Annotated in this window: 19 protein-coding genes and 1 pseudogene; 16 read left to right on the top strand and 4 right to left on the bottom strand. The window is 67.2% G+C overall.

Going from position 1 to position 21,657, the window contains the following annotated elements; translation table 11 throughout:
- Position 1 precedes the first annotated feature (1 nt).
- Positions 2-856 (bottom strand): helix-turn-helix domain-containing protein, encoded by an 855-nt coding sequence (locus PXJ20_RS26090; RefSeq protein ID WP_017773675.1) that lies wholly within the window; start codon positions 854-856, stop codon positions 2-4.
- 467 nt (positions 857-1,323) lie between these two features.
- Between PXJ20_RS26090 and PXJ20_RS26085 the strand changes: the two genes are divergently transcribed.
- The 7 genes from PXJ20_RS26085 (at position 1,324) to lhpI (ending at position 8,190) form a co-directional block, all read left to right on the top strand.
- Entirely contained in the window at positions 1,324-1,986 is a 663-nt protein-coding gene (locus tag PXJ20_RS26085; RefSeq protein WP_199543679.1) for a response regulator, read from the top strand.
- Positions 1,983-3,344 carry an ATP-binding protein gene (locus tag PXJ20_RS26080; protein WP_017773677.1) on the top strand — a complete coding sequence of 454 codons (1,362 nt, stop codon included), beginning with the start codon at positions 1,983-1,985 and terminating at the stop codon, positions 3,342-3,344. Before PXJ20_RS26085 ends, PXJ20_RS26080 begins: the two co-directional genes overlap by 4 nt.
- A gap of 214 nt (positions 3,345-3,558) precedes the next feature.
- Positions 3,559-3,897, top strand: coding sequence for a DUF4148 domain-containing protein (locus PXJ20_RS26075; protein WP_421032472.1), 339 nt, complete (start codon positions 3,559-3,561; stop codon positions 3,895-3,897).
- Between the two features lie 160 nt (positions 3,898-4,057).
- Positions 4,058-5,398 carry an NAD(P)/FAD-dependent oxidoreductase gene (locus tag PXJ20_RS26070; RefSeq protein WP_421032471.1) on the top strand — a complete coding sequence of 447 codons (1,341 nt, stop codon included), beginning with the start codon at positions 4,058-4,060 and terminating at the stop codon, positions 5,396-5,398.
- 72 nt (positions 5,399-5,470) lie between these two features.
- Complete coding sequence (locus PXJ20_RS26065) at positions 5,471-6,094, top strand: uracil-DNA glycosylase family protein (protein WP_421032470.1); 624 nt, start codon at positions 5,471-5,473, stop codon at positions 6,092-6,094.
- Positions 6,095-6,177: 83 nt separating this feature from the next.
- Complete coding sequence (locus tag PXJ20_RS26060; protein ID WP_421032469.1) at positions 6,178-6,849, top strand: C39 family peptidase; 672 nt, start codon at positions 6,178-6,180, stop codon at positions 6,847-6,849.
- A gap of 396 nt (positions 6,850-7,245) precedes the next feature.
- Complete coding sequence (gene lhpI, locus PXJ20_RS26055) at positions 7,246-8,190, top strand: bifunctional Delta(1)-pyrroline-2-carboxylate/Delta(1)-piperideine-2-carboxylate reductase (RefSeq protein WP_233411772.1); 945 nt, start codon at positions 7,246-7,248, stop codon at positions 8,188-8,190.
- Positions 8,191-8,461: 271 nt separating this feature from the next.
- Here the strand turns inward: lhpI and PXJ20_RS26050 are convergent, their stop codons facing one another.
- The gene (locus PXJ20_RS26050; RefSeq protein WP_421032468.1) at positions 8,462-9,541 is read right to left on the bottom strand and encodes a GlxA family transcriptional regulator; all 1,080 of its coding nucleotides are present in this window, start codon (positions 9,539-9,541) and stop codon (positions 8,462-8,464) included.
- Positions 9,542-9,914: 373 nt separating this feature from the next.
- On the opposite strand from PXJ20_RS26050, the gene PXJ20_RS26045 reads away from it, so the two are divergent.
- The 7 genes and pseudogenes from PXJ20_RS26045 to PXJ20_RS26015 all read left to right on the top strand — a co-directional run.
- A complete protein-coding gene (locus PXJ20_RS26045) occupies positions 9,915-11,327 on the top strand; it encodes an L-serine ammonia-lyase (protein WP_413214539.1) in 1,413 nt (470 codons plus the stop codon).
- A 14-nt stretch (positions 11,328-11,341) separates the two neighbouring features.
- On the top strand, positions 11,342-12,586 hold the full coding sequence (locus PXJ20_RS26040; RefSeq protein WP_126877517.1) for a sarcosine oxidase subunit beta family protein: 1,245 nt from the start codon (positions 11,342-11,344) through the stop codon (positions 12,584-12,586).
- 30 nt (positions 12,587-12,616) lie between these two features.
- On the top strand, positions 12,617-12,961 hold the full coding sequence (locus PXJ20_RS26035; protein WP_413214540.1) for a sarcosine oxidase subunit delta: 345 nt from the start codon (positions 12,617-12,619) through the stop codon (positions 12,959-12,961).
- Entirely contained in the window at positions 12,958-15,981 is a 3,024-nt protein-coding gene (locus PXJ20_RS26030) for a sarcosine oxidase subunit alpha family protein (RefSeq protein WP_421032467.1), read from the top strand. The genes PXJ20_RS26035 and PXJ20_RS26030 overlap by 4 nt, the downstream gene beginning before the upstream one ends.
- The gene (locus PXJ20_RS26025) at positions 15,971-16,630 is read left to right on the top strand and encodes a sarcosine oxidase subunit gamma (RefSeq protein WP_421032466.1); all 660 of its coding nucleotides are present in this window, start codon (positions 15,971-15,973) and stop codon (positions 16,628-16,630) included. Before PXJ20_RS26030 ends, PXJ20_RS26025 begins: the two co-directional genes overlap by 11 nt.
- Complete coding sequence (locus PXJ20_RS26020) at positions 16,627-17,175, top strand: dihydroneopterin aldolase (protein ID WP_421032465.1); 549 nt, start codon at positions 16,627-16,629, stop codon at positions 17,173-17,175. Before PXJ20_RS26025 ends, PXJ20_RS26020 begins: the two co-directional genes overlap by 4 nt.
- A gap of 24 nt (positions 17,176-17,199) precedes the next feature.
- Positions 17,200-17,445, top strand: a pseudogene (locus tag PXJ20_RS26015) (hypothetical protein); the annotation flags it as partial.
- A 53-nt stretch (positions 17,446-17,498) separates the two neighbouring features.
- On the opposite strand, the gene PXJ20_RS26010 reads toward PXJ20_RS26015, so the two are convergent.
- Positions 17,499-18,467, bottom strand: coding sequence for a LysR family transcriptional regulator (locus PXJ20_RS26010; RefSeq protein WP_017773693.1), 969 nt, complete (start codon positions 18,465-18,467; stop codon positions 17,499-17,501).
- Between the two features lie 342 nt (positions 18,468-18,809).
- Entirely contained in the window at positions 18,810-19,862 is a 1,053-nt protein-coding gene (locus PXJ20_RS26005; RefSeq protein ID WP_199543663.1) for an NAD(P)-dependent alcohol dehydrogenase, read from the bottom strand.
- Positions 19,863-20,175: 313 nt separating this feature from the next.
- On the opposite strand from PXJ20_RS26005, the gene PXJ20_RS26000 reads away from it, so the two are divergent.
- Both PXJ20_RS26000 and PXJ20_RS25995 read left to right on the top strand, forming a co-directional pair.
- Positions 20,176-21,093 (top strand): AraC family transcriptional regulator, encoded by a 918-nt coding sequence (locus PXJ20_RS26000; RefSeq protein ID WP_138721038.1) that lies wholly within the window; start codon positions 20,176-20,178, stop codon positions 21,091-21,093.
- Between the two features lie 116 nt (positions 21,094-21,209).
- Positions 21,210-21,647 (top strand): hypothetical protein, encoded by a 438-nt coding sequence (locus tag PXJ20_RS25995; RefSeq protein WP_421032464.1) that lies wholly within the window; start codon positions 21,210-21,212, stop codon positions 21,645-21,647.
- Positions 21,648-21,657: the final 10 nt, after the last annotated feature.

Raw genomic sequence — 21,657 nt, 5'->3', positions numbered from 1 at the left:
CTCAGCCGCGATTGAGCCGCTTCGAGAGGTCCGCCGCGATGATCGCCATGCGCGCGGGCTTCTCGTGGCAGGCCACGTCGTAGGCGCGAATGATTTCGCCGATCTCCGATTCGCTCGCCTTGCCCGTCAGCAGTTCGCCCGTGAGCACCAGGATCGGCGCGTCGGGGTTTTCGGAGGCGCGCACCGCACGAATCGCCTCGGCGGACGTCTGCGTGCCGAACAGCCAGTCGATCACCACGCCGTCGAAGACCTGGCTTTGCAGCGCCTCGGAAAACGCCGTGAGGCCGTACAGCGCGAGCGCCGCAAAGCCGTTGTGTTCGAGGTAATCGCGCAGGTTGTCCGCGGAGGTGCGGTCGTCGTCCACCACGGCGATGAGCGGCCGGTCGTTCTCGGGCCGGCGCGGGTAGATCTCGATCTTGTGAACCTCGTGCGCGTTCTGGTAGAGCGCGCCGTCGTGGCGCACCACGCGCCACTGGCCCTGCTTCGAGTACGCGATGAATTCGGGCCGGCTGCCGGGCTCGATGGGCGCGCCCACCCACGCCGTGCAAGGCATTTCGATGGCGGCCACGGCGAACACGGCCTCGTGGGCGACCGCGCCCACCATGCCGGGGTCGAGCGACTGCGCGCCGAACAACTGCGCCGCCGGCTCGCCGAATGCCTCGGCGACTTTCTTGATTTGCGAAAGCGTCCAGGGACTATTGCCGCGCAGCTTGCGGTGCCCCTGCGAAAAACTCAGATCGAGAATGCGGCACAACTCGGTGGTTTGATGGCGCTTGCCGATGCCATGGCGGCTCATCAGTTCGCGCACACGTTCCGCGACCGCAAGCGAGTCGGGTGATTGTGAAACGTTGGCCATACTGCGTGGATGTCCGTCGATTGAGGTTATATCGGGGTGATGGACGTCATGCGGCTCAAGGGCGCCTGTCTCGGCAGCGCCCGCCCCGCGAGCCGACCGGCTACGCAGTACGAAGCAGCGATTACGCGAAGGTGCGGTGCGCCCAGCAGGCGGCGTGCCGTCTTCACGTGCCGGCGCGCGTACCCCCGTGTTAAACGGCGCCGGATCGGGCGTTATTCTAAACGCATAAATTGCAAAAAACGTGTAATGAAGTGTTTCGAGGCATGGAATTTTTCGCTGATGGAATCGCATGCTGCACGAAGCGTGCATTTTTACGAAGTAACCGATTAACTGAACAGGCATTTAATCCTCTGATGAAATAGCGTGCCCGGAGTTCGGGCATTTAAGCAATTCATCAGGAAGCGTTAAGCTGCGGCTCGCCACAATGGGTGTTTGCTGGTCCGCAGCGCAAAGGGAGGGGGAAGGGAATGCGGCTTTTGCTGGTCGAAGACGACGACATGATTGCCGAGCCGGTGCTGGAAGCGATGCGCCGGGCGGGCTACGCCATCGACTGGGCGCAGGACGGCCGCGCGGCCGAGCTGTCGCTCGGCAACGGCGTCTATGATCTGGTGCTGCTCGATCTGGGGCTGCCGAAGAAGGACGGCATCGACGTGCTGCGCGGCTACCGCAATCACGGGGGCGCGGCGCCCGTCATCATCCTCACCGCGCGCGACGCCGTGGACGACCGCATTCGCGGCCTCGACGCCGGTGCCGACGACTATCTCATCAAGCCGTTCGATCTCGACGAACTGGCCGCCCGCGTGCGCGCGCTGCTGAGGCGCCGCACGGGGCAGAAGCAGCCCGTGTACACGCATGGCGAACTCGCGCTCGATCCCGCCTCGCACGAGGCGACGAGGAACGGCGAACCCGTGGCCCTCGTGCCGCGTGAATTTGCGCTGCTGCAGGTGCTGATCGAAGAGCCTTCGCGCGTGTTCACGCGCGCCGAACTGGAAGAGAAACTTTATGGATGGGGTGAGGAAGTGGGCAGCAATACGATCGAAGTGCACGTGCACAGCTTGCGCCGCAAGATCGGCGCCGATCAGATCGTGACCGTGCGCGGCGTGGGCTACCGGCTGAAGCGCTGCGAATGAGGTCCATCCGTCGCTGGCTGCTGGGCTGGCTCATCTTCGGTCTTGCCGTCGCGGCGCTCGCCGCGGGCGCCGGCATCTTCCATAGCGCGAAGCACGAGGCCAGCGAGCTTTTCGACTACGAACTTCGCGTGGTGGCGATCTCGCTGCCGTCGAATCTCGCTGCCGGTAGCACAAACCGTAGCGGCGGCCCCGCGTTCGGCAATATCGGCGACGAACGCATCGTGATCGGCATCTGGGACGCTGCGGGCCAACTCGTCTACCGCTCGTCGTCCGCGCCGGCGCTCGCGCGCTATCCCGAAGGGCTGCGAACCGTCGAGCACGCCGAGCACCACTGGCGTGTGTTCGGCGTGCAGCAGCCGGGGCGCTTCGTGCAGGTCGCGCAGCCCATCGACGTGCGCGAAGACCTCGCCTTGCGGCTCGCGTTGCGCACGCTCTGGCCGCTCGGCGTGCTGATCCCGCCCACCATTGCGCTCGTGCTGTTTGCAGTAGCACGCGGACTCGCGCCCATCGGCCGGCTCTCGCGCGCGCTCGCCACGCGTTCCATCGATTCGCTTCAACCGCTGCAACTCGACGGGCGCGACGTGCCGGTCGAGATCCGGCCGCTCGTGGAAGCGGTCAACGACCTGCTGCACCGGCTCAACGTTGCTTTGCAGGCGCAGCGCACCTTCGTCGCAGACGCCGCCCACGAACTTCGCTCGCCGCTCACGGCGCTCAAGCTGCAGCTTCAGGGCGCCGTGCGCGACGGCACGCTGAAGGGCGACGCGGCCACCATCGAACGCGTGGAAGGGCGGCTCAATCGCATCATCCACCTCGTGCATCAACTGCTCACGCTCGCGCGCGAAGATGCCCAACAGCCGGCGCCGATGAAGGCCGTGAGCTTGAGGCGGCTCTGCGAGCAGACGGTGGGTGACTTCTCGCTGCTTGCCGAAGTGAAATCGATCGATCTGGGGCTCGTCGTGTCGCGCAACGGCGCCGCCGCAGACGACGATGCCTGCATGGCGCTCGCCGAGCCGAATTCGCTCGGGGTGCTGCTCTCCAATCTCGTGGATAACGCAATCCGCTATACGCCCCCAGGCGGGCGAGTCGACGTGATGTTGACGCGCGACGGCGGCAAGCTGACGCTGGAAGTGGCCGATACCGGTCCCGGCATTCCCGAGAGCGAGCGCGGCCGCGTGCTGGACCGCTTCTATCGCGGCGAGCATGCCATGGGGCAGGGCAGCGGACTGGGCCTTGCCATCGTGTCGCGCATTGCGGGCCGCCATCACGCAACGCTCTCGCTTGGCAACGTTTCGCCGCAAGGCGGACTGTCGGTCAAATTGAGCGGCCTGCGGGCGGTCGAACCGGTCACGACGACCTGACCCTGTGCCTGTGTGGCGCTGGGGGGGCACCTGAGTGTCCACCTCAGTGTCCACATCGGGCAACACATTGCTCTTCGTTTTTTTGGCGTTCTTTTTGGTGTGCCAGGGCTAAGGCTCCGTTAAGGTGTACTGGCTATTCTGACCTTGTGCATCGTGAGGCATCTTCGCCCGGATCGGCCGGGCGGAAACACGAAGCAGGTACAAGGAGAGCACCATGAAGACCTTTATTTCAACGCTGGCGGTCGCCGTCGCGCTTATTGCTCCGGTCGCGTCCTTCGCTCAGACCGGCACTACCGGCACTACCGGCCCGCTCATGCGCAGCGACGTGAAGGCACAGATTGCCCAGGCCGAACAGAACGGCACGCTGCATCAGGACAAGACGAAGTACCCCGCGTACAACGCGGCGAACGGCCCCGCGGCCAACATGGCGTCGGCTCAGACGTCGAATGAAACAACGGGCTATGGCCCGGGCGTGTCGAGCGTGTCCCAGTCTGGGCAGCCTGGCGTACTGCCGCACTACGTCGTTCCGCATTCGCTCTTCGAGCATCATTGATCGGCGGGCCGCGAGGGCGGCGAAGGTGACATGCACGGCGGCATAGAAGGCTCGACGTAGTGCCGCGAGAGGGACTCTGCGCATTTGCCATGCGGCGACGGGCCTGCGAAGATGCACGGTCCGACCGCAAGACGTTGCGCTTATTCGTCCCCCTTCGCCCATGACGACCACCTATCCGCTGCACGCCAACCTCTCGCCTTCCAACGAACCGTTTCCCACTCACGCCGACGTCGTCATCGCCGGTGCGGGCATCATGGGCTGCGCCGCTGCGTACTATCTCGCGCGGCGCGGGCTCAAGGCCGTGGTGCTCGACAAGTCGCGTATCGCGGGCCAGCAGTCCACGCGCGCGTGGGGCTTCGTGCGTCAACAGGGCCGCGAGGCAGCCGAGGTGCCGCTCATGATGGCGGGCATCCGCCTCTGGGAACAGCTGGAAGCGGAACTCGGCTTCGACCTCGAATGGCGCCAGGGCGGCTGCCTCTATGTCGCGGGCAATGACGAAGACTGGGCCTCGTTCCAGCAATGGACGGAGGTCGCCCGCCAGTACGGACTCGACACGCGCGTGCTCTCGCGCAAAGAGATCGACCGCTATGTGAGCGGGATGCACGGCCCCGCACACGGCGGCCTCTACACGCCGACCGACGGTCAGGCCGAGCCGCGTCGCGCGGCGCCCGCGTTCGCCGCACGCGCGGTGGAAGCGGGCGCGCGGTTCATCGAAGGCTGCGGCGTGGTGGCCGTGGAGCGCGAGGCGGGCGCCGTCGCTGGCGTGGTGACGGAGCGCGGCACGATCCGCACGCGCCACTTCGTCTGCGCGGCCGGCGCGACGAGCTGGCGCCTGCTTGCCACGCTCGGCCTGGAACTCCCGCAGCAAGCCGTGCGCGGTACCTGCATGCGAACCAACGCACTGCCCGCCGTGTCGGCGTCCACGTTCTGGGGTCACGGCCTCGGCATCCGTCAGCGCGCCAACGGCGCCATCAATCTGGCCGACGACATGCAGGTGGACGTCGACATCACGCTCGGCCATCTGCGTGCGCTCAAATGGTTTTTGCCGGAGCTTTGGGCGCGGCACGAGGCATTTCGTTTTCACCTGAACGGCGCGTTCGCACGCGATCTCTACGAGCGTTTGCCCGGCGTGGTGAAGGCGGGCGAACGCGTGATCCATCCGCGCGATCCGCAGCCGCAGCCGAATGCGCGGCACGCGCCGCGTGCGCTCGCGAAGCTGCGCGCGTTGTTCCCTGCGCTGGCCGGCGCGCAGGTGGTTGAGGCATGGGCCGGTTTGATCGATGTGCTGCCCGACGGCATTCCCGTCATCGACGCGCCACCGCAAACGCCCGGCCTCGTCATCGCCACGGGCTTCTGTGGACACGGTTTCGCGATGGGGCCCATCGTGGGGCGGCTGGTGGCCGAGTGGATTAGCGACGGTCAGCCTTCCCTCGATCTCTCGGCGTTCCGGCTGCAACGCTTCTTCGACGGCACGATGCAACGGCCGCGGAGCATGCTGTAATGCCGGGGGCGCCTTGCCATCCGCCGGCGTGGCGTTCACCGTTGCGTCCGTCCCGCCTGACCCCATGACGCCATGACCGCCAAGAAGAAGTCCCCGCCGTCCCGCTCGCTCGATACGTTGCTGCGCGAGATCCGCGCGTGCACGATCTGCGCGCCTGTGCTGCCGCACGCGCCGCGTCCGGTGCTGGCTGCGGCGGCCGAGGCGCGCATCCTGTTGATCGGCCAGGCGCCCGGCGCGCGCGTGCATGCGTCCGGCGTGCCCTGGAGCGACGCAAGCGGCACGCGGCTGCGCGCCTGGCTCGGTGTGGACGACGCCACGTTCTACGACGCCACGAAGTTCGCGATCGTGCCCATGGGTTTCTGCTTTCCGGGGCGGGGCGCGAGCGGCGATCTGCCGCCGCGTCCCGAATGCGCCGCGCGCTGGCACGACGCGCTGCTCGCCCAATTGCGCGACGTGAAGCTGACCTTGCTCGTCGGTCAGTACGCGCAGCGTTTCGGTCTGGGCGACGCCTTCGGCCCCACGCTCACGGACACGCTGCTACGCTGGCGCGAGTTCGGCCCGAAGGTGATGCCGTTGCCGCATCCGTCGCCGCGCAACGTCGCGTGGTTCAAGCGCAATCCGTGGTTCGACGCCGAGGTGCTGCCCACGTTGCGCGAGCGCGTGGCCGCGGCGCTTGGGCGTGTGGATGGGCGTTGAGGGGCTTTGAAGGACTTTGATGGGAGTGGAGGGCGTTGCTGCGAGCGCCTGCCTTGCCCTCCTCGAGATTCGAGACAAACGACATGAACAAGAACGTCTATCGCCATGTGCGCGTGCCGTACTACGCGCAGTGGGGCAGCCCCGAGTGGGTGCGGGCGATCGTCGAAGACGGCGCCGACCCTTGCGCCGATCCCGCCTGGACGCGCAGCGGCTTTACCGACCCCGAGCGCTACCGCTTCTGGGCCAAACGCCTGTGCGGGCTCACGTGCCTGGAATCGCTGCTCGACTATTGGGCCATCGCGCATGGTTCGCGTGCGCATCTGCTCGACGAAGCACTGCGTCACGACGTCTACCGTCTGCGCGACGACGGTGGCGTCGACGGGCTGATCTATCGACCCTTCGGCACGTGGGTGGAGCGCGCATTCGGCCTGCGCGTGGAGGTGCTGGGCACCGTGCAGCTGGCGGATCTGGCGGCGCGCATCGACGAGAACACGCTTGCCATCGCCTCGGTCAGCCCGGAGATTCGCTACCCGGAGCGGCCCAACGCAAGGCAGGGCGGGCATCTCGTGCTGCTGCACGGGCGCGATGCGCAGGGCGTGTGGTTCCACAACCCGTCGGGCGTGGCGCCGCATCAGGCCGACGCGTATTTGCGGTTCGACCAGATGACGCGTTTCTTTGCCGGGCGAGGGATGACGGTTGCGCGGCCGGCGAGGTGTGGCCGGCTGAGATTTGATTGGCTGAGGCCCCCCGGCTGAATCAAGCCGTGTTATTCGAAACGCCGGTTTCGATCGCCCGATATCCCGGGGATCGGCAATCCGAAACCGGCGCGCATTCCGGCGTGTCGCCTGACACCGACTTCAATGCCGCCTTCAGCGGCTCCTCTGACGCTCGCCCCATCTCTCATCCCACCCGCAAAATGCGCTGCCCGACATGCCCGACATCAACACAGGCAGCATCCGCATCACCACGCACGTTGGTTTCCCTCATCGCCGCACGCTGCGGTCGAAACTGCCGGCCGTCGCCCTGACAGGTTGATGCAGGCTCCAAGCTGGTCTACATTCCGGGCCAGTACAGAACAAGGGCAGGCGAAGTGCCGCCTGGCGCCGCTGCCTTACTGTCACATAGACGACCACATGAACCAGGAAACCACCATGACCGCCAGTCACACGCCACCGGCTTTCGATGCGGCCGAGACCGCCCGGCGCCTGCCTTACGCGGCTCTCGTCGAGGCGATCCAGATTGCCGCCGTCGACTACGCGCACGGGCGCATCGCGAGCCCCGAGCGTCTCGTCGTGCCGCTCAACAGCGGCGGCGTGATGCTCTCCATGCCGGCCACGGCGCCGGACATCGCGATTCACAAGCTCGTCAACGTGTGCCCCGGCAACCGCGCGCGCGGCTGGCCGACCATTCACGGCCAGGTGACGGCGTGCGATGCGGACAGCGGCGTGCCGCTCTTCATGCTCGACGGTCCCACGGTGACGGGGCGCCGCACGGCGGCGGTCTCGATGCTGGGCATCCGGCTCTTTGCCCGCGCCGCGCCGCGCGACGTGCTCGTGATCGGCACGGGCACGCAGGCGCTCAATCACGTCGAGGCGATCGGCGAACTCTTTCCGGCGGCGAAGGTGCGCGTGCAGGGCAGTTCGCCGGCACGCGCCGCGGCGTTCTGCGAGGCCCATGCGGCCCACGTGCCGGGCGGCCTCGTGCCGCTCCTGGAGGCAGGTGTGCCCGAGTCGGTGGACCTCGTGATAACGGCGACCACGAGCAAGACGGCCGTCTACGACGAAGCACCGCGCGCCGCGCGGCTTGTGATCGGCGTGGGGGCCTTCACCGCCGACGCCGTCGAGATCGGCGCGCGTACCGTGCTGGGCAGCGTGCGTTACGTGGACGACCTCGCCGGCGCCGCGCACGAGGCGGGCGACTATATCCAGGCGGGCGTGGACTGGACAAGCGTGTCGAGTCTCGCCGACGCGATCCAGTCGGCCGGTGCGTCAGGCGCATGCGCCGTCGTGCAGGGCGGGCAGCCGGTCATGCTCAAGAGCGTCGGCTGCGCCGCGTGGGACCTGGCGGCGTGCCGCGTGGCGCGATCCATGATCTGAGGCGGCAGGTAGGCGGCGAGTAGGCGACAAATCGTGCGCTCGTCTTGAAGCCAGGCGGGCTGGTTGCGGTACGCCGCAGTCCGAATGTGGTCTGACGTGACTAGAAGCGTGGTCCGAAGCGCGGTCCAAAGCGCGGTCCGAAGCGCGGTCGTGGCGAGAAGCGCAGTCGTGGCGAGAAGCGCAGTCCGAAGCGCAGTCCGAAAACGTGGCGGGAAACGTGGCGAGAAACGTGGCGAGAAACGCAGCCCACCGCCCGCTCGGTCAACAACGATCAATAAACGTCGACCCGCCCGGGAAACGTCTCGTCGAGCGCCGCGGCGCCCGCGTCCGGCGTGCCCGCGCGCTGCTCGCGAAACGCGACGGGCGGCACGCCGAACTGCTTGCGAAACTCGCGCCCCAGGTGCGAGGCATCGGAAAAGCCGCAGCTCGATGCGATGTCGGCCACGGTACGGTCCGAACTCGTGAGCAGCCAGGCCGCGGTGCGCAGGCGCACCTGCTTGGCGAACGCCTGCGGGCTGCGTCCCGTTTCCGCCTTGAAGAGCCGCTCCAGCTGGCGCGGCGAGAGGTCGAGCTTGCACGCCAGCTCTTCGAGCGGCAGCGTGCGGCCCACGTGCTGTTCCATCACGAGGATGGCGCGCTTCACCTTCGGGTGCGTGGCGGGCGCGAGTCCCGGTGGATGCGGCTGCGGCGCGTTGCCCTTCTGCATCTCGCCCACCAGCAGGATGCGCAGCGCCTTTTGCACCGTGGCGTGCTCGAAGTGGCGCAGCAGAATGGCGGCGGCCACGTCGATGGAGGCTCGGCCGCCCGAGCAGGTGATGCGTCGCCGGTCGATCACGAACAGGCGGTCCGCGACGAGGCTATCCGCGTTCACCGCCGGAAAGCGCTCCACGAAGTCCCAGTAGTGAAACCAGCTCACGCAGATGCGATGGTCCTCCAGCACGCCCGCGCGCATCAGCGCGAACACGCCCGTGCAGATGCCCACGAGCGTCGCGTTCGTGCGTGCCGCGCTGCGGATGAACTGCAGCGTTTCCTCGTTGGCCTGCGGTCCCGAATGGAGCAGGCCGCCCACCACCACGAGGTAGTCGAACGGTTCGGCCTCGGCGAAGGTCTGCCATGGCGTGATCTGGATGCCGCAGCTTGCACGCACGGGCGCGAGCGTGTCGCCCACCACGCTCCACGAGCAGCGCACCGGCTTGCTGTAGTCGCCTTCGTCGGCGGAAAGCCGCAGCATGTCCACGAAACCGGAGAACGCCGTCAGCGTGAAGTTCGGCAGCAGCACGATGGCAAAGCGGATGCGTTCCTTCGGTGCGCTGTCGACGGAGTAGAGCGGAAGCGGTTCAGCGGTGTTCATGGTCGGCTGCGCAGGTAGGGGCAGGCGGTTCGGCACCCAGGTTTGCGTGGGCACGAACGCTTGCAGGCGTTGTCTCGGCAGACGGCATGGTGCGGCGCACGAGCGAGGCGGGGTTCGCGACTGAACCGACCCTAGCGTCGCCCATCCCCACGCGCCCGGCTTGCGTTTTTCCGTCGCCAATCTTCGCAGAAGCGAACGGATCCCCCGTCTTGCGGGGCCGCTGGCGGTGGCGTCCCATTTCCATGCCGTTTTTGTTCTATCGCCGGATTTTACGCTTTGGTGTACTGGCGGCACGCTGGTGAACCGCACGCGAAGTCCGTATAAAACGCTGCGGCACCGGCATCCCACCCACCCGAACGGAAGCCCGCGCACCATGAACGTCAGCGTCTTCGATCTGTTCAAGATCGGCATCGGCCCGTCCAGCTCGCACACGGTCGGCCCGATGATCGCCGCGTGCCGCTTTGCCTCGCACATCGAGGACGCGAACCTGCTCGCCTTCGTGCGCCGCGTGAAGGTGGAGCTCTACGGTTCGCTCGGCGCCACCGGCAAAGGGCACGGCACCGACAAGGCCGTGCTGCTCGGCCTCGAAGGGCATCTGCCCGACTCGATCGATCCCGACATGATCGAGCCGCGTCTCGCGCAGATCCGCGGCGACCGCGCGCTCGCGCTGCTCGGCAAGCAGACCGTGCGCTTCGACGAGAAGGAGCACATCGCGTTCTACCGGCGCCTGATGGGCGGCACGAGTGTCGTCCACCCCAACGGCATGCGCTTTCAGGCCTTCGACGAGAACGGCCAGCTGCTCGTGGAGAAAGAGTATTACTCCGTGGGCGGCGGCTTCGTGGTGAACCGCGACGGCGACCGCGTGAACGGCGTGCGTGCGGCCGGCGAGGTGCCGTACCCGTTTCGCACGGGCGAAGACCTGATGCGCGTGTGCCGCGAAAGCGGTCTTTCCGTCGCGCAGGTCGCGTTTCGCAACGAATGCGCGCTGCGCGCGGCGTCGGGCAAGGACGACGCCGACGTGGCCCGCGAAGTGCGCGAGGGCCTCGCGGCCATCTGGCGCACGATGGCGGCCTGCGTGGAGCGCGGCTGCAAGGTGAACGGCGAACTGCCCGGCCCCATGAAGGTGAAGCGGCGCGCCGCCGAACTCTCGGCGCAGCTGCGCGCGCGCTCCGAAGAGTCGCTGCGCGATCCGCTTTCCATGCTCGACTGGGTCAATCTCTACGCGATGGCCGTCAACGAAGAGAACGCCGCGGGCGGGCGCGTCGTCACGGCGCCCACCAACGGCGCGGCCGGCGTGATTCCCGCCGTGCTCCATTACTACGTGAAGTTCGTGCCCGGTTCGAACGAAGCCGGCATCGTCGACTTCCTTCTGACGGCTGCGGCCATCGGCATCATCTACAAGGAAACCGCCTCCATCTCCGGCGCCGAAGTGGGCTGCCAGGGCGAGGTGGGCGTGGCCTGCTCGATGGCCGCCGCCGCGCTCGCCGCGGTGATGGGCGGCACGGCGACCCAGGTGGAAAACGCCGCCGAAATCGGCATGGAACACAACCTGGGCATGACCTGCGACCCGGTGGGCGGGCTCGTGCAGATTCCCTGCATCGAACGCAACGCGATGGGCGCCATCAAGGCGCTCAACGCTTCGCGCATGGCGCTCAAGGGCGATGGCCAGCATTACGTGTCGCTCGACAGCGTGATCAAGACCATGCGCGAAACCGGCGCCGACATGAAGACGAAATACAAGGAGACGTCGCGCGGCGGTTTGGCCGTGAACGTCATCGAGTGCTAACCCGAGAGGCAGAGATGAGCCGCTATTCGATATTCAGCCTGTTCCGCAACGGCCTGTCGTATCACGAGAACTGGGAGCGCCAGTGGCGCAGCCCCGAGCCTAAGCGCGAATACGACGTCGTGATCGTGGGCGGCGGGGGCCACGGCCTCGCCACCGCGTACTACCTCGCGAAGGAGCACGGCGTGCGCAACGTGGCCGTGCTCGAAAAGGGCTGGATAGGCGGCGGCAACACGGCGCGCAACACCACGATCGTGCGTTCCAACTATCTGTGGGACGAGTCCGCGGCGCTCTACGAAAAAGCGATGCAGCTCTGGGAAGGGCTCGCGCAGGACCTCAACTACAACGTGATGTTCAGCCAGCGCGGCGTGATGAACCTCGCGCACACGTTGCAGGACGTGCGCGACACGCAGCGCCGCGTGAACGCGAACCGCCTCAACGGTGTGGACGCCGAGTTCCTCACGCCTGCGCAGATCAAGGAAATCGAGCCCACCATCAACCTCAACGCGCGCTATCCCGTGCTGGGCGCATCCATCCAGCGGCGCGGCGGCGTGGCGCGGCACGACGCGGTGGCCTGGGGCTTCGCGCGCGGCGCGGACCAGGCCGGCGTGGACATCATCCAGAACTGCCAGGTCACGGGCATTCGCCGCGAGGGCGGCGCCGTCGTCGGCGTGGACACGGTGAAGGGCTTCATCAAGGCGAAGAAGGTCGCGGTGGTGGCGGCGGGCAATACGACGACGCTTGCGGACATGGCCGGCGTGCGGCTGCCGCTGGAAAGCCATCCGTTGCAGGCGCTCGTGTCCGAGCCCATCAAGCCCGTGGTCAACACGGTGGTGATGTCGAACGCGGTGCACGCGTACATCAGCCAGTCCGACAAGGGCGACCTCGTGATCGGCGCCGGCATCGACCAGTACTCGGGCTTCGGCCAGCGCGGCAGCTATCAGGTGATCGAAGGCACGCTGGAGGCCATCGTGGAGATGTTCCCGGTGTTCTCGCGCGTGCGCATGAACCGGCAGTGGGGCGGCATCGTGGACGTGTCGCCGGACGCCTGCCCCATCATCAGCAAGACCGACGTGAAGGGCCTCTACTTCAACTGCGGCTGGGGCACGGGCGGCTTCAAGGCCACGCCGGGCTCGGGCTGGGTGTTTGCCCACACCATTGCACGCGACGAGCCGCATCCGCTCAACGCGCCGTTCGCGCTGGACCGCTTCTACACGGGCCATCTGATCGACGAGCACGGCGCTGCCGCCGTCGCTCACTAAACAAGCCACCGCTTCTGACGGGAGAAACCCATGCTGCTGATCGAATGCCCGTGGTGCGGACCGCGCGCCGAAAGCGAATTCAACTGCGGCGGCGAAGCCGATATCGCGCGCCCAGCCGAACCTGAAAAACTGTCCGACCGCGAATGGGGCGACTACGTGTTCATGCGCAAGAACCCGCGCGGCGTGCACCGCGAGCAATGGGTGCATACGCAGGGCTGCCGGCGCTGGTTCATCGCGACGCGCGACACCGTGACGTACCAGTTCCTCGGCTTCGAGAAGTTCGGCAAGCCGGCGGCCTCGGCGTCGGGCGCGAGCGCCGCGCAGAGCGAGGCAAACACGACGGGCAACACCGCAAACGGGGGCAACAGCCAATGAGCCAGAAAGATCGCCTCGGCACGGGCGGGCGCATCAATCGCGCCATTCCGCTCACCTTCACCTTCAACGGCCGCACGTATCAGGGCTACCAGGGCGACACGCTCGCCTCGGCGCTGCTCGCCAACGGCGTGCATTTCGTCGCGCGCAGCTTCAAGTACCACCGGCCGCGCGGCATCGTCACGGCGGGCGTCGAGGAACCGAATGCCGTCGTGCAGCTGGAGCGCGGTGCCTACACGGTGCCCAACGCGCGTGCCACGGAAGTGGAGTTGTATCAGGGGCTCGTGGCCACGAGCGTGAACGCGGAGCCTAGCCTCGAGCACGACCGCCTCGCCGTGAACCAGAAGTTCTCGCGCTTCCTGCCCGCGGGCTTCTACTACAAGACCTTCATGTGGCCGCGCAAATGGTGGCCGAAGTACGAGGAGAAGATTCGCGAAGCCGCGGGTCTGGGCAAGGCGCCCGACACGCCCGACGCCGACCGCTACGACAAGTGCTTCGCGCACTGCGACGTGCTCGTGGTGGGCGGCGGCCCCACGGGCCTGGCGGCTGCTCATGCGGCCGGGAAGGCCGGGGCGCGCGTGATCCTCGTGGACGACCAGCGCGAACTGGGCGGCAGCCTGCTGGCGGGCCGCGCGGAAATCGACGGACGGCCCGCCATGCAGTGGGTCGAGAAAGTGGAAGCCGAACTCGCCCACATGCCCGACGTGAAGATTCTCACGCGCAGCACCGCGTTTGGTTATCAGGACCACAACCTCGTGACGGTGGCGCAGCGCCTGACCGACCATCTGCCGGTCTCGATGCGCAAGGGTTCGCGCGAACTGCTCTGGAAGATCCGCGCGAAGCGCGTGATTCTCGCGACAGGCGCGCACGAGCGGCCCATCGTGTTCGGCAACAACGACCTGCCGGGGGTGATGATGGCTTCGGCGGTATCGGGCTACATCCATCGCTATGGCGTGCTGCCGGGCCGCGAGGCCGTGGTGTTCACCAACAACGACGACGGCTACCAGTGCGCGCTCGACCTCAAGGCGTGCGGCGCGAAGGTGACGGTGGTGGATTCGCGTGCGCAGGGCAATGGCGCATTGGCGGCGGCGGCGCGCCGTCAGGGCGTGAAGGTGCTCAACCAGGCGGTGGTCACGGCGGCGCACGGCAAGTTCAAGGTGAGTTCGGTGCAGGTGGCGTCGTATGCCAACGGCCAGGGGGGGGGCCAGGTGAGTGGCCAGGTGAGCACGCAACAGACCGACATGCCCTGCGACCTCGTCGCGATGTCGGGCGGCTTCAGCCCGGTGCTGCACCTCTTCGCGCAGTCGGGCGGCAAGGCGCACTGGAGCGACGAGAAGGCGTGCTTCGTGCCGGGCAAGGCCGTGCAGCCGGAATGCAGCGTGGGCGCAGCCGCGGGCGAGTTTCGCCTTGCGAGCGCGCTGCGTCTTGCCGTGGATGCTGGCGTGGAAGCCGCGAAGGCGGCCGGCTTCGATGCGCCGCGTCCGCAGGCGCCGGTTGCGGCCGACGTCGCAAGCCAGCCGCTCGAACCGCTCTGGCTCGTGGGTAGCCGCGAGCAGGCTTCGCGCGGCGCCAAGCAGTTCGTCGATTTCCAGAACGACGTGACCGCGGCCGACATCCTGCTCGCTGCGCGCGAAGGCTTCGAGTCCGTGGAGCACGTGAAGCGCTATACGTCGATGGGCTTCGGCACGGACCAGGGCAAGCTCGGCAACATCAACGGCATGGCGATTCTGGCCGGCGCGCTCGGCAAGTCGATTCCCGAAACGGGCACCACCACGTTCCGGCCCAACTACACGCCGGTCACCTTCGGCCTCGTGGCGGGCCGCGAGCTGGGCGATCTGCTCGACCCCATCCGCAAGACCTGCATTCACGAGTGGCACGTGGAGCATGGCGCTGCGTTCGAGGACGTGGGCAATTGGAAGCGCCCGTGGTACTACCCGAAGCCCGGCGAAGACCTGCATGCGGCCGTGGCGCGCGAGAGCCTCGCGGTGCGCCAGAGCGTGGGGATTCTCGACGCCTCCACGCTCGGCAAGATCGACATTCAGGGTCCCGATGCCGCGAAGCTTCTCAATTGGGTCTACACGAACCCGTGGAGCAAGCTCGAAGTGGGCAAATGCCGCTATGGCCTGATGCTCGACGAGAACGGCATGGTGTTCGACGACGGCGTGACCGTGCGCCTTGCGGACCAGCACTACGTCATGACCACGACGACGGGCGGCGCCGCACGCGTGCTCACGTGGCTCGAACGCTGGCTGCAAACCGAGTGGCCCGACATGAAGGTGCGGCTCGCCTCCGTCACGGACCACTGGGCGACCTTCGCCGTGGTGGGCCCGAAGAGCCGCCAGGTGTTGCAGAAGGTGTGCGGCGACATCGACTTCGCGAACGCCGCGTTCCCGTTCATGACGTACCGCGAAGGCACGGTGGCGGGCGTGGCGGCGCGCGTGATGCGCATCAGCTTCTCGGGCGAACTCGCGTACGAGGTCAACGTGCCCGCGAACCTGGGCCGCTCGGTGTGGGAAGCACTGATGGCCGCGGGCGCCGAGTTCGACATCACGCCGTACGGCACGGAAACCATGCACGTGCTGCGGGCGGAGAAGGGCTACATCATCGTGGGCCAGGACACGGACGGCTCCGTCACGCCGTACGACCTGGGCATGGGCGGGCTCGTGGCGAAGTCGAAAGACTTCCTCGGCAAGCGTTCGCTCACGCGTTCTGACACCGCCAAGGATGGCCGCAAGCAGTTCGTCGGCCTGCTTTCCGACGACGCGCAGTTCGTGATTCCCGAGGGCAGCCAGATCACGGCGGGACCGGTGCAGGGCGATACGGCGCCGATGCTGGGGCACGTCACGTCGAGCTACTACAGCCCTATCCTGAAGCGCTCCATTGCGCTTGCCGTGATCAGGGGCGGCCTGTCGCGCATGGGCGAGAAGGTCAACATTCCGCTGGCGGACGGCCGGCAGATCGGGGCGAAGATTGCGAGCCCGGTTTTCTACGACACCGAAGGAGCCCGTCAAAATGTGGAATGAGGCACGAAGCAATACCGCGGCTAAAAGTGCGAGCGACGCAGGCGGTGCATCGGGTGCCGCACGCGGGCCGTGGCAGGAATCGCCGCTCGTCGGCGCGGCCGATGTTCTGCGCGCGCAGCACGCCAACGTGCAGAAGAAATTCCGCTTCACGGAGCGGCCGTTCATCGACCTCGTGAACCTGCGCGGCGACGCCGACGACCCTGCATTCGCAAGCGCCGTGGCCAGCGTGCTGGGCTGCCGTCTGCCCACAACGCCCAACACGGTGGCGCAGGGCGAGGGCGCCGAAGTGCTCTGGCTCGGGCCCGACGAATGGCTCGTGCGTTCGCGCGAAGCGCAGGCCGCGGTGCTGGAAAAGCGGCTCGCCGCGGCGCTTGCGGGCCAGTTCGCGTCCGCCGTGGACGTGGGCAGCGGCTACACCGTGATCGAACTGGCGGGCGAGAAGGTGCGCGACGTGATCGCGCGGGGCTGTCCGCTCGACCTGCATCCGCGCCTCTTCGCGCCGGGGCAGTGCGCGCAGAGCCACTACTTCAAGGCGTCCATCGTGCTCGTGCCCACGGCGGCCGATACGTTCGAGGTGATCGTGCGACGCAGCTTCGCCGATTACTTCTGCCGCATCATGCTCGACGCCGCGGCGCCGCTCTTGCTGTGAAGCGCCTGTCGTCCGACCTGCCATCCGACCTACCGCGCGAGACGGGCCGCGGCTGGCGCGTGTTCATCGACGAACTCGTGGTCGCGGCACACGTTGGCATTCACGCGCACGAGCATGGCAAGCCGCAGCCCGTGGTGATCGACGCGAGCCTCGTCTACGCGGGCGAACCGTGCGAGAGCGAAGCAGCGGCAGGAGCGATGATCGACTACGAGCGTTACTGCGCGCGCGTCGTGCAGTTCCTCGACACGCGGCCGCATACGCGCCTGCTCGAAACGCTCGCGCTGGACCTCGCGGAGTTGTCGTTTCGCGAGTGGCCCGCGCTGGCCGCGCTCACGCTCGCGTTGCACAAGCCCAGGATTCGCGAGGGCACGCGGCGCATCGGCGTGGAACTCGACTGGACGCGCGCCGATTACGAGGCGCGGTGTGCGCGGACGGCGACGCGAGCGGGGCAACCGCAGGCGCGCGGCGTGACCGACGCGGTAGGCGTGCCAGCGGGCGCGTCTGCGCACGCCTCGTGCATCGAACCTGCCGCGGCCGCCGTCTGAACCCCACGCGAGCGGACCCCCGTCATGCCGCGCCCGGAAACGTCGCGTCTTGTCAGACTCGCCTGCGAAGCGGGCGACCCCGACGCAGCACTCGCGCTGCTCGAGCAGAGCATCGCGCTCGGTCATCGGCGCATCGCGTTGATCCGCTATCTGTTGGCGGAGCGCCTTCGGGCGCCGCTCGAAGCGCGCCACCACGATTACGTACGCGACGTGGCCGCGCGCATGAGCGCGAAGGCGCTCGCGCGCGTGGCGGGCGAGGCACGCGCCCGCGCCCAGCGCACGCGCCTGGCTGTTGTCGATGCGAATGCCCCCGCGCCCGACAATCAAGCCGGCTGCAACCCCCGCAGCAGTTGATGCACGTGCGAGAGGTCGCTGTCCATCAGGCTGTCCATCAGGCTGTGACCCTCGAACAGTTCGGCAAGCCAGTCCACGAAGGCGCGCACGCGCGGCGACACGCGCCGGCTCTTCACGAACACCGCCGAAACCGGCATGGGCAGCGGCTTCCATTGCGGCAGCACTTCCACTAGCTGTCCCGTATCGAGGTAAGGCTGCGCCGTGAGCCGCGCAGGCTGGATCAGCCCGTAGCCTTGCAGCCCGCACGTGAGGTACGCCTGCTCGTCGCCCACGCGCACGAAGCCGTTCATCTTCACGGTGGCGGCGGCGCCGTCCACTTCGAAGTCGAGCGCATCCGGACGCGACGCAACGGGCGCGAGGCAATTCACGGCAACGTGCTGTGCGAGGTCGTCGAGGCTGGCCGGCATGCCGTAGCGCTCGACGTAGGCCGGACTCGCGCACGTCACGTGTTCGAGCGCGCCGAGACGGCGTGCCGCAAGCCCCGAGTCCGGCAATTCGCCGAACTGGATGCTGCAGTCCACGGCCTCGCCCACGAGGTCTACGTTGCGCAACGTCACACCCACGGCCACGTCGAGATTCGGATACCGTGCGTGGAAGTCGGCGAGCGCGGGCAGCACGATCGCATTGGCCACCACGCCCGGCATCTCGACGCGCAGGCGGCCGCTCAGCGCGTCGGTGCTGTTGCGCAGGCTCGCTTCCATTTCGTCGATGTCGGCGAGAATCTGCGCGCAGCGCTCGTAGTAAGCCGCGCCTTCGGCAGTGAGGCTCAGGCGTCGCGTGGTGCGCACGAGCAGTTGCGTGCCGAGCAGCGCTTCGAGGTTCTGCACGATGGTCGTCGCGCTCGCGCGGGGAATCTCGAGCGATTCGGCGGCCTTGGTGAAGCTGTTGGTATCGACGATGCGAATGAAGGTGCGCATCGCCTGAATTCGGTCGAACACGGGCAATCTCCTGTGCGAAAGAGAGTCATCCGGACGAAGCCGGGTGTAAGCAAAACAGCGAAAAACAGCGCGAACCGCCGCGACATACGGACTTCAGCGGGGCTTCGGCGCGCCGGTCATGCGGTCGGACGCATGGCGGCGCACGTGTGGCGGGCGAGGGGGACTCGCAGCCGGAAGCCTTCTTCTACTCACCCGAGGGCGATGAATGCGAGCGGTACCGGCTGCGTTGCGAGGCAGGGGCCGGCCGGGAAGATGTAACCCGGCGCGACCCGGCGGGTCAGGGGGAGCGTGATGCCCTTCAGCGCAGCGAAGGGCGGGTAAGTCCTGAAGGTCCTGACCGCGTTACTGCCGCAGCGAGTCGATATCCACCACGAAGCGATACTTCACGTCGCTCTTCAACATCCGTTCATAGGCATCGTTGATTTTCTGCATCGGAATCAGTTCGATGTCCGACGTGATGCCGTGCTGGCCGCAGAAATCGAGCATTTCCTGCGTTTCGGCGATGCCGCCGATCAGCGAACCCGCGAGGCGCCGCCGCTTCATGATGAGCCCGAAGACCTGCGGCGACGGATGATCGTGCTCGGGCGCGCCCACCAGCGTCATCGTGCCGTCGCGCTTGAGCAACTCGATGAACGGATTGAGGTCGTGCTGCGCGGCCACGGTGTTGAGGATGAAATCGAAGCTGTTCGCGTGCGCCTGCATTTCATCGAGGCTCTTCGAGATCACCACTTCGTGTGCGCCCAGACGCTTCGCGTCCTCCACCTTGGAACGCGAGGTGGTGAAGAGCACCACGTGCGCGCCCATTGCGCGGGCGAGCTTCACGCCCATGTGGCCCAGACCGCCAAGGCCCACGATGCCCACTTTCTTGCCGGGCCCCGCGCCCCACTGGCGCAGCGGCGAGTAGGTGGTGATGCCCGCGCACAGCAGCGGCGCGGTGGCGGCGGGGTCGAGGTTGTCGGGCACGCGCAGCACGAAGGCTTCGTCCACCACGAGGTTGGTCGAGTAGCCGCCGTAGGTGATCTCGCCGCTCACGCGGTCCACGCCGTTATAGGTGCCGACGAAACCGTTCTCGCAATACTGTTCGAGCCCTTCGGCACAGCTCGGGCAGGTGCGGCACGAATCGACGAGACAGCCCACGCCCACGAGGTCGCCTGCCTTGAAACGCGTGACGCCGCGCCCCACGTGGGTGACGCGGCCCACGATTTCGTGGCCCGGCACCACCGGATAGATCGAGTTCTTCCATTCGTTGCGCGCCTGGTGCAGGTCCGAATGGCACACGCCGCAGTACATCACCTCGATCTGCACGTCGAGTTCGCGCAGCGCGCGGCGCTGGAATTCGAACGGTGTGAGAGGGGTGTCGGCGCTGCGTGCTGCGTATGCATAGGTAGTCGGCATGTTCGCTCCTGCAAAAAGGTATGACGTCAGGGTTCACATGCTAGGCATCGGGCCCCACCCAGGGAATACCTGAAGCTACGGAACATTTGCCTGATTCTCCTGGCGGCAAGCGGGACGCCAGGTTTGGTGCTAGATTTCGAGCCTGATTCTCTCGAACCGTCATACATCCGTCATGACTACCGTTCCCTTATATCCGCTTGAGGCGCAGCCTGACGCCGCGCTTGAGGCCTCGCGTGAGACCTCGCTTCGACCCGCCGCGCCGGGCACCGCCGTCGCACAGGTTGCCGCGGGCGCCGGCCCGGCCCAGCGGCGCATGGTCGAACTGCTCGCCACGCTCGCACCCGCCGAGGGCATGACCCAGTCCACGCTCGAAGGCGTGAAGTTCATGCGCGCGAACCGACCGCATCCGCGTCAGCCCGTGATGTACGAGCCGTGCATCGTGATCGTCTGCCAGGGCCGCAAGCGCGGCTTTCTCGCCGAGCAGTCGTTCGTCTACGACGCGCAGCAGTACCTCGTGCTTTCCGTGCCGCTGCCCTTCGAGTGCGAGACCGAGGCGAGCGCGGCCGAGCCGTTGCTCGCCATTTCGATTCGCGTGGACCTGACGCTCGTGGCCGAGTTGCTGATGGCGCTTAACGACACGCGCGGCGCCGTGCACAGCGAGCCGCGCGGCATCTACGCCACGCCGCTCGACCGGCCGCTCAGCGACGCGGTGCTGCGTCTGCTGGAGTCGCTCGTGTCGCCGTTCGACGCGCGCATTCTCGGGCCGTCCATCGTGCGCGAGATCTGCTATCGCGTGCTCACGGGCGAGCAGGGCGACGCGATTCGCGCCGCGCTCACGCATCAGCATCACTTCGGGCGCATCGCGAAGGCGCTGCGGCGCATTCACACCGACTATCGGGGCGACCTCGACGTAGAGACGCTCGCGCGCGAAGCGGGCATGAGCCTCGCCGTGTTTCACGCGCAGTTCAAGCAGGTCACGTCGACTTCGCCGATGCAGTACGTGAAGACCACGCGGCTGCATCACGCGCGTTTGCTGATGGCGCAGGACGGGCTCAATGTGAGCGCCGCTGCGGCGCGCGTGGGTTACGAGAGCGCGTCGCAGTTCAGCCGCGAATTCAAGCGTCTTTTCGGCTTGAGCCCGATCGACGAAGTGCGGCGCATGCGCGACGCCTTCGCGGCGCCGCCGCAGCGCGTGGCGCCGCCGGGGCCGCAGTATGTGACGGTGGTTTGAGGGTTGAAGTCGCGATGGGGCGCTCGCCGCGTGCGCTGCCCGGCTCGTGTTCTGAAGCGCGACGATGCCATTACAATCCAGCACTTCGACCCGGCCACCGCCATCGCTCTCGCACCATGAACGTTTTCGCTGCATCCGCTTCCCGGGCCATCGTCTGCGCGGCCGCCACCGTTATCGCCATCGCCGCCAGTGCGCCGGGGCAAGCTCAAACCCAAGCCCAGACCGCCAGCAGCAGCGACGCGTCGCAGCCGCCTTGCGCCATTGGCGTGGTGAGCGGTATCGGCGGGGCGGCGGCCAGCATGCGCGAGTACCTCGCCACGCCGGACCGCGACAAATACCGCTACCTCGCGGACAACCCGCTTCAGTGCCGCGTCTCGGACGAAGGCCGCACGTCGGGCTGCACCGGCGTTACGAACCTGCGGCGCGAACGCGTGAGCGTCTACGACGACATCGACAACACGACGATGTCCGTGGTGGCGCGCGTGGAACTGGAGCACGGCACGTATCCCGCGATCATCGTGGTGCGCAAGCAGGACGTGCAGTGCGAGCAGTGACCTTGTGAGC

Source organism: Paraburkholderia sp. A1RI_3L, assembly GCF_048957895.1.
Classification (GTDB): domain Bacteria; phylum Pseudomonadota; class Gammaproteobacteria; order Burkholderiales; family Burkholderiaceae; genus Paraburkholderia; species Paraburkholderia kururiensis.
This window is presented reverse-complemented; position numbering and strand designations above follow the sequence as displayed.

Bases quoted from the DNA above. Each gene is read 5' to 3' on its own strand.
- PXJ20_RS26085 (WP_199543679.1), top strand. From the start codon at position 1,324: ATGCGGCTTTTGCTGGTCGAAGACGACGACATGATTGCCGAGCCGGTG.
- PXJ20_RS25995 (WP_421032464.1), top strand. From the start codon at position 21,210: ATGAACGTTTTCGCTGCATCCGCTTCCCGGGCCATCGTCTGCGCGGCC.
- PXJ20_RS26035 (WP_413214540.1), top strand. From the start codon at position 12,617: ATGCTGCTGATCGAATGCCCGTGGTGCGGACCGCGCGCCGAAAGCGAA.
- PXJ20_RS26080 (WP_017773677.1), top strand. From the start codon at position 1,983: ATGAGGTCCATCCGTCGCTGGCTGCTGGGCTGGCTCATCTTCGGTCTT.
- PXJ20_RS26000 (WP_138721038.1), top strand. From the start codon at position 20,176: ATGGTCGAACTGCTCGCCACGCTCGCACCCGCCGAGGGCATGACCCAG.
- PXJ20_RS26025 (WP_421032466.1), top strand. From the start codon at position 15,971: ATGTGGAATGAGGCACGAAGCAATACCGCGGCTAAAAGTGCGAGCGAC.
- PXJ20_RS26070 (WP_421032471.1), top strand. From the start codon at position 4,058: ATGACGACCACCTATCCGCTGCACGCCAACCTCTCGCCTTCCAACGAA.
- PXJ20_RS26065 (WP_421032470.1), top strand. From the start codon at position 5,471: ATGACCGCCAAGAAGAAGTCCCCGCCGTCCCGCTCGCTCGATACGTTG.
- PXJ20_RS26030 (WP_421032467.1), top strand. From the start codon at position 12,958: ATGAGCCAGAAAGATCGCCTCGGCACGGGCGGGCGCATCAATCGCGCC.
- PXJ20_RS26050 (WP_421032468.1), bottom strand. From the start codon at position 9,541: ATGAACACCGCTGAACCGCTTCCGCTCTACTCCGTCGACAGCGCACCG.
- PXJ20_RS26090 (WP_017773675.1), bottom strand. From the start codon at position 856: ATGGCCAACGTTTCACAATCACCCGACTCGCTTGCGGTCGCGGAACGT.
- PXJ20_RS26060 (WP_421032469.1), top strand. From the start codon at position 6,178: ATGAACAAGAACGTCTATCGCCATGTGCGCGTGCCGTACTACGCGCAG.
- PXJ20_RS26075 (WP_421032472.1), top strand. From the start codon at position 3,559: ATGAAGACCTTTATTTCAACGCTGGCGGTCGCCGTCGCGCTTATTGCT.
- PXJ20_RS26045 (WP_413214539.1), top strand. From the start codon at position 9,915: ATGAACGTCAGCGTCTTCGATCTGTTCAAGATCGGCATCGGCCCGTCC.
- lhpI (WP_233411772.1), top strand. From the start codon at position 7,246: ATGACCGCCAGTCACACGCCACCGGCTTTCGATGCGGCCGAGACCGCC.
- PXJ20_RS26005 (WP_199543663.1), bottom strand. From the start codon at position 19,862: ATGCCGACTACCTATGCATACGCAGCACGCAGCGCCGACACCCCTCTC.
- PXJ20_RS26040 (WP_126877517.1), top strand. From the start codon at position 11,342: ATGAGCCGCTATTCGATATTCAGCCTGTTCCGCAACGGCCTGTCGTAT.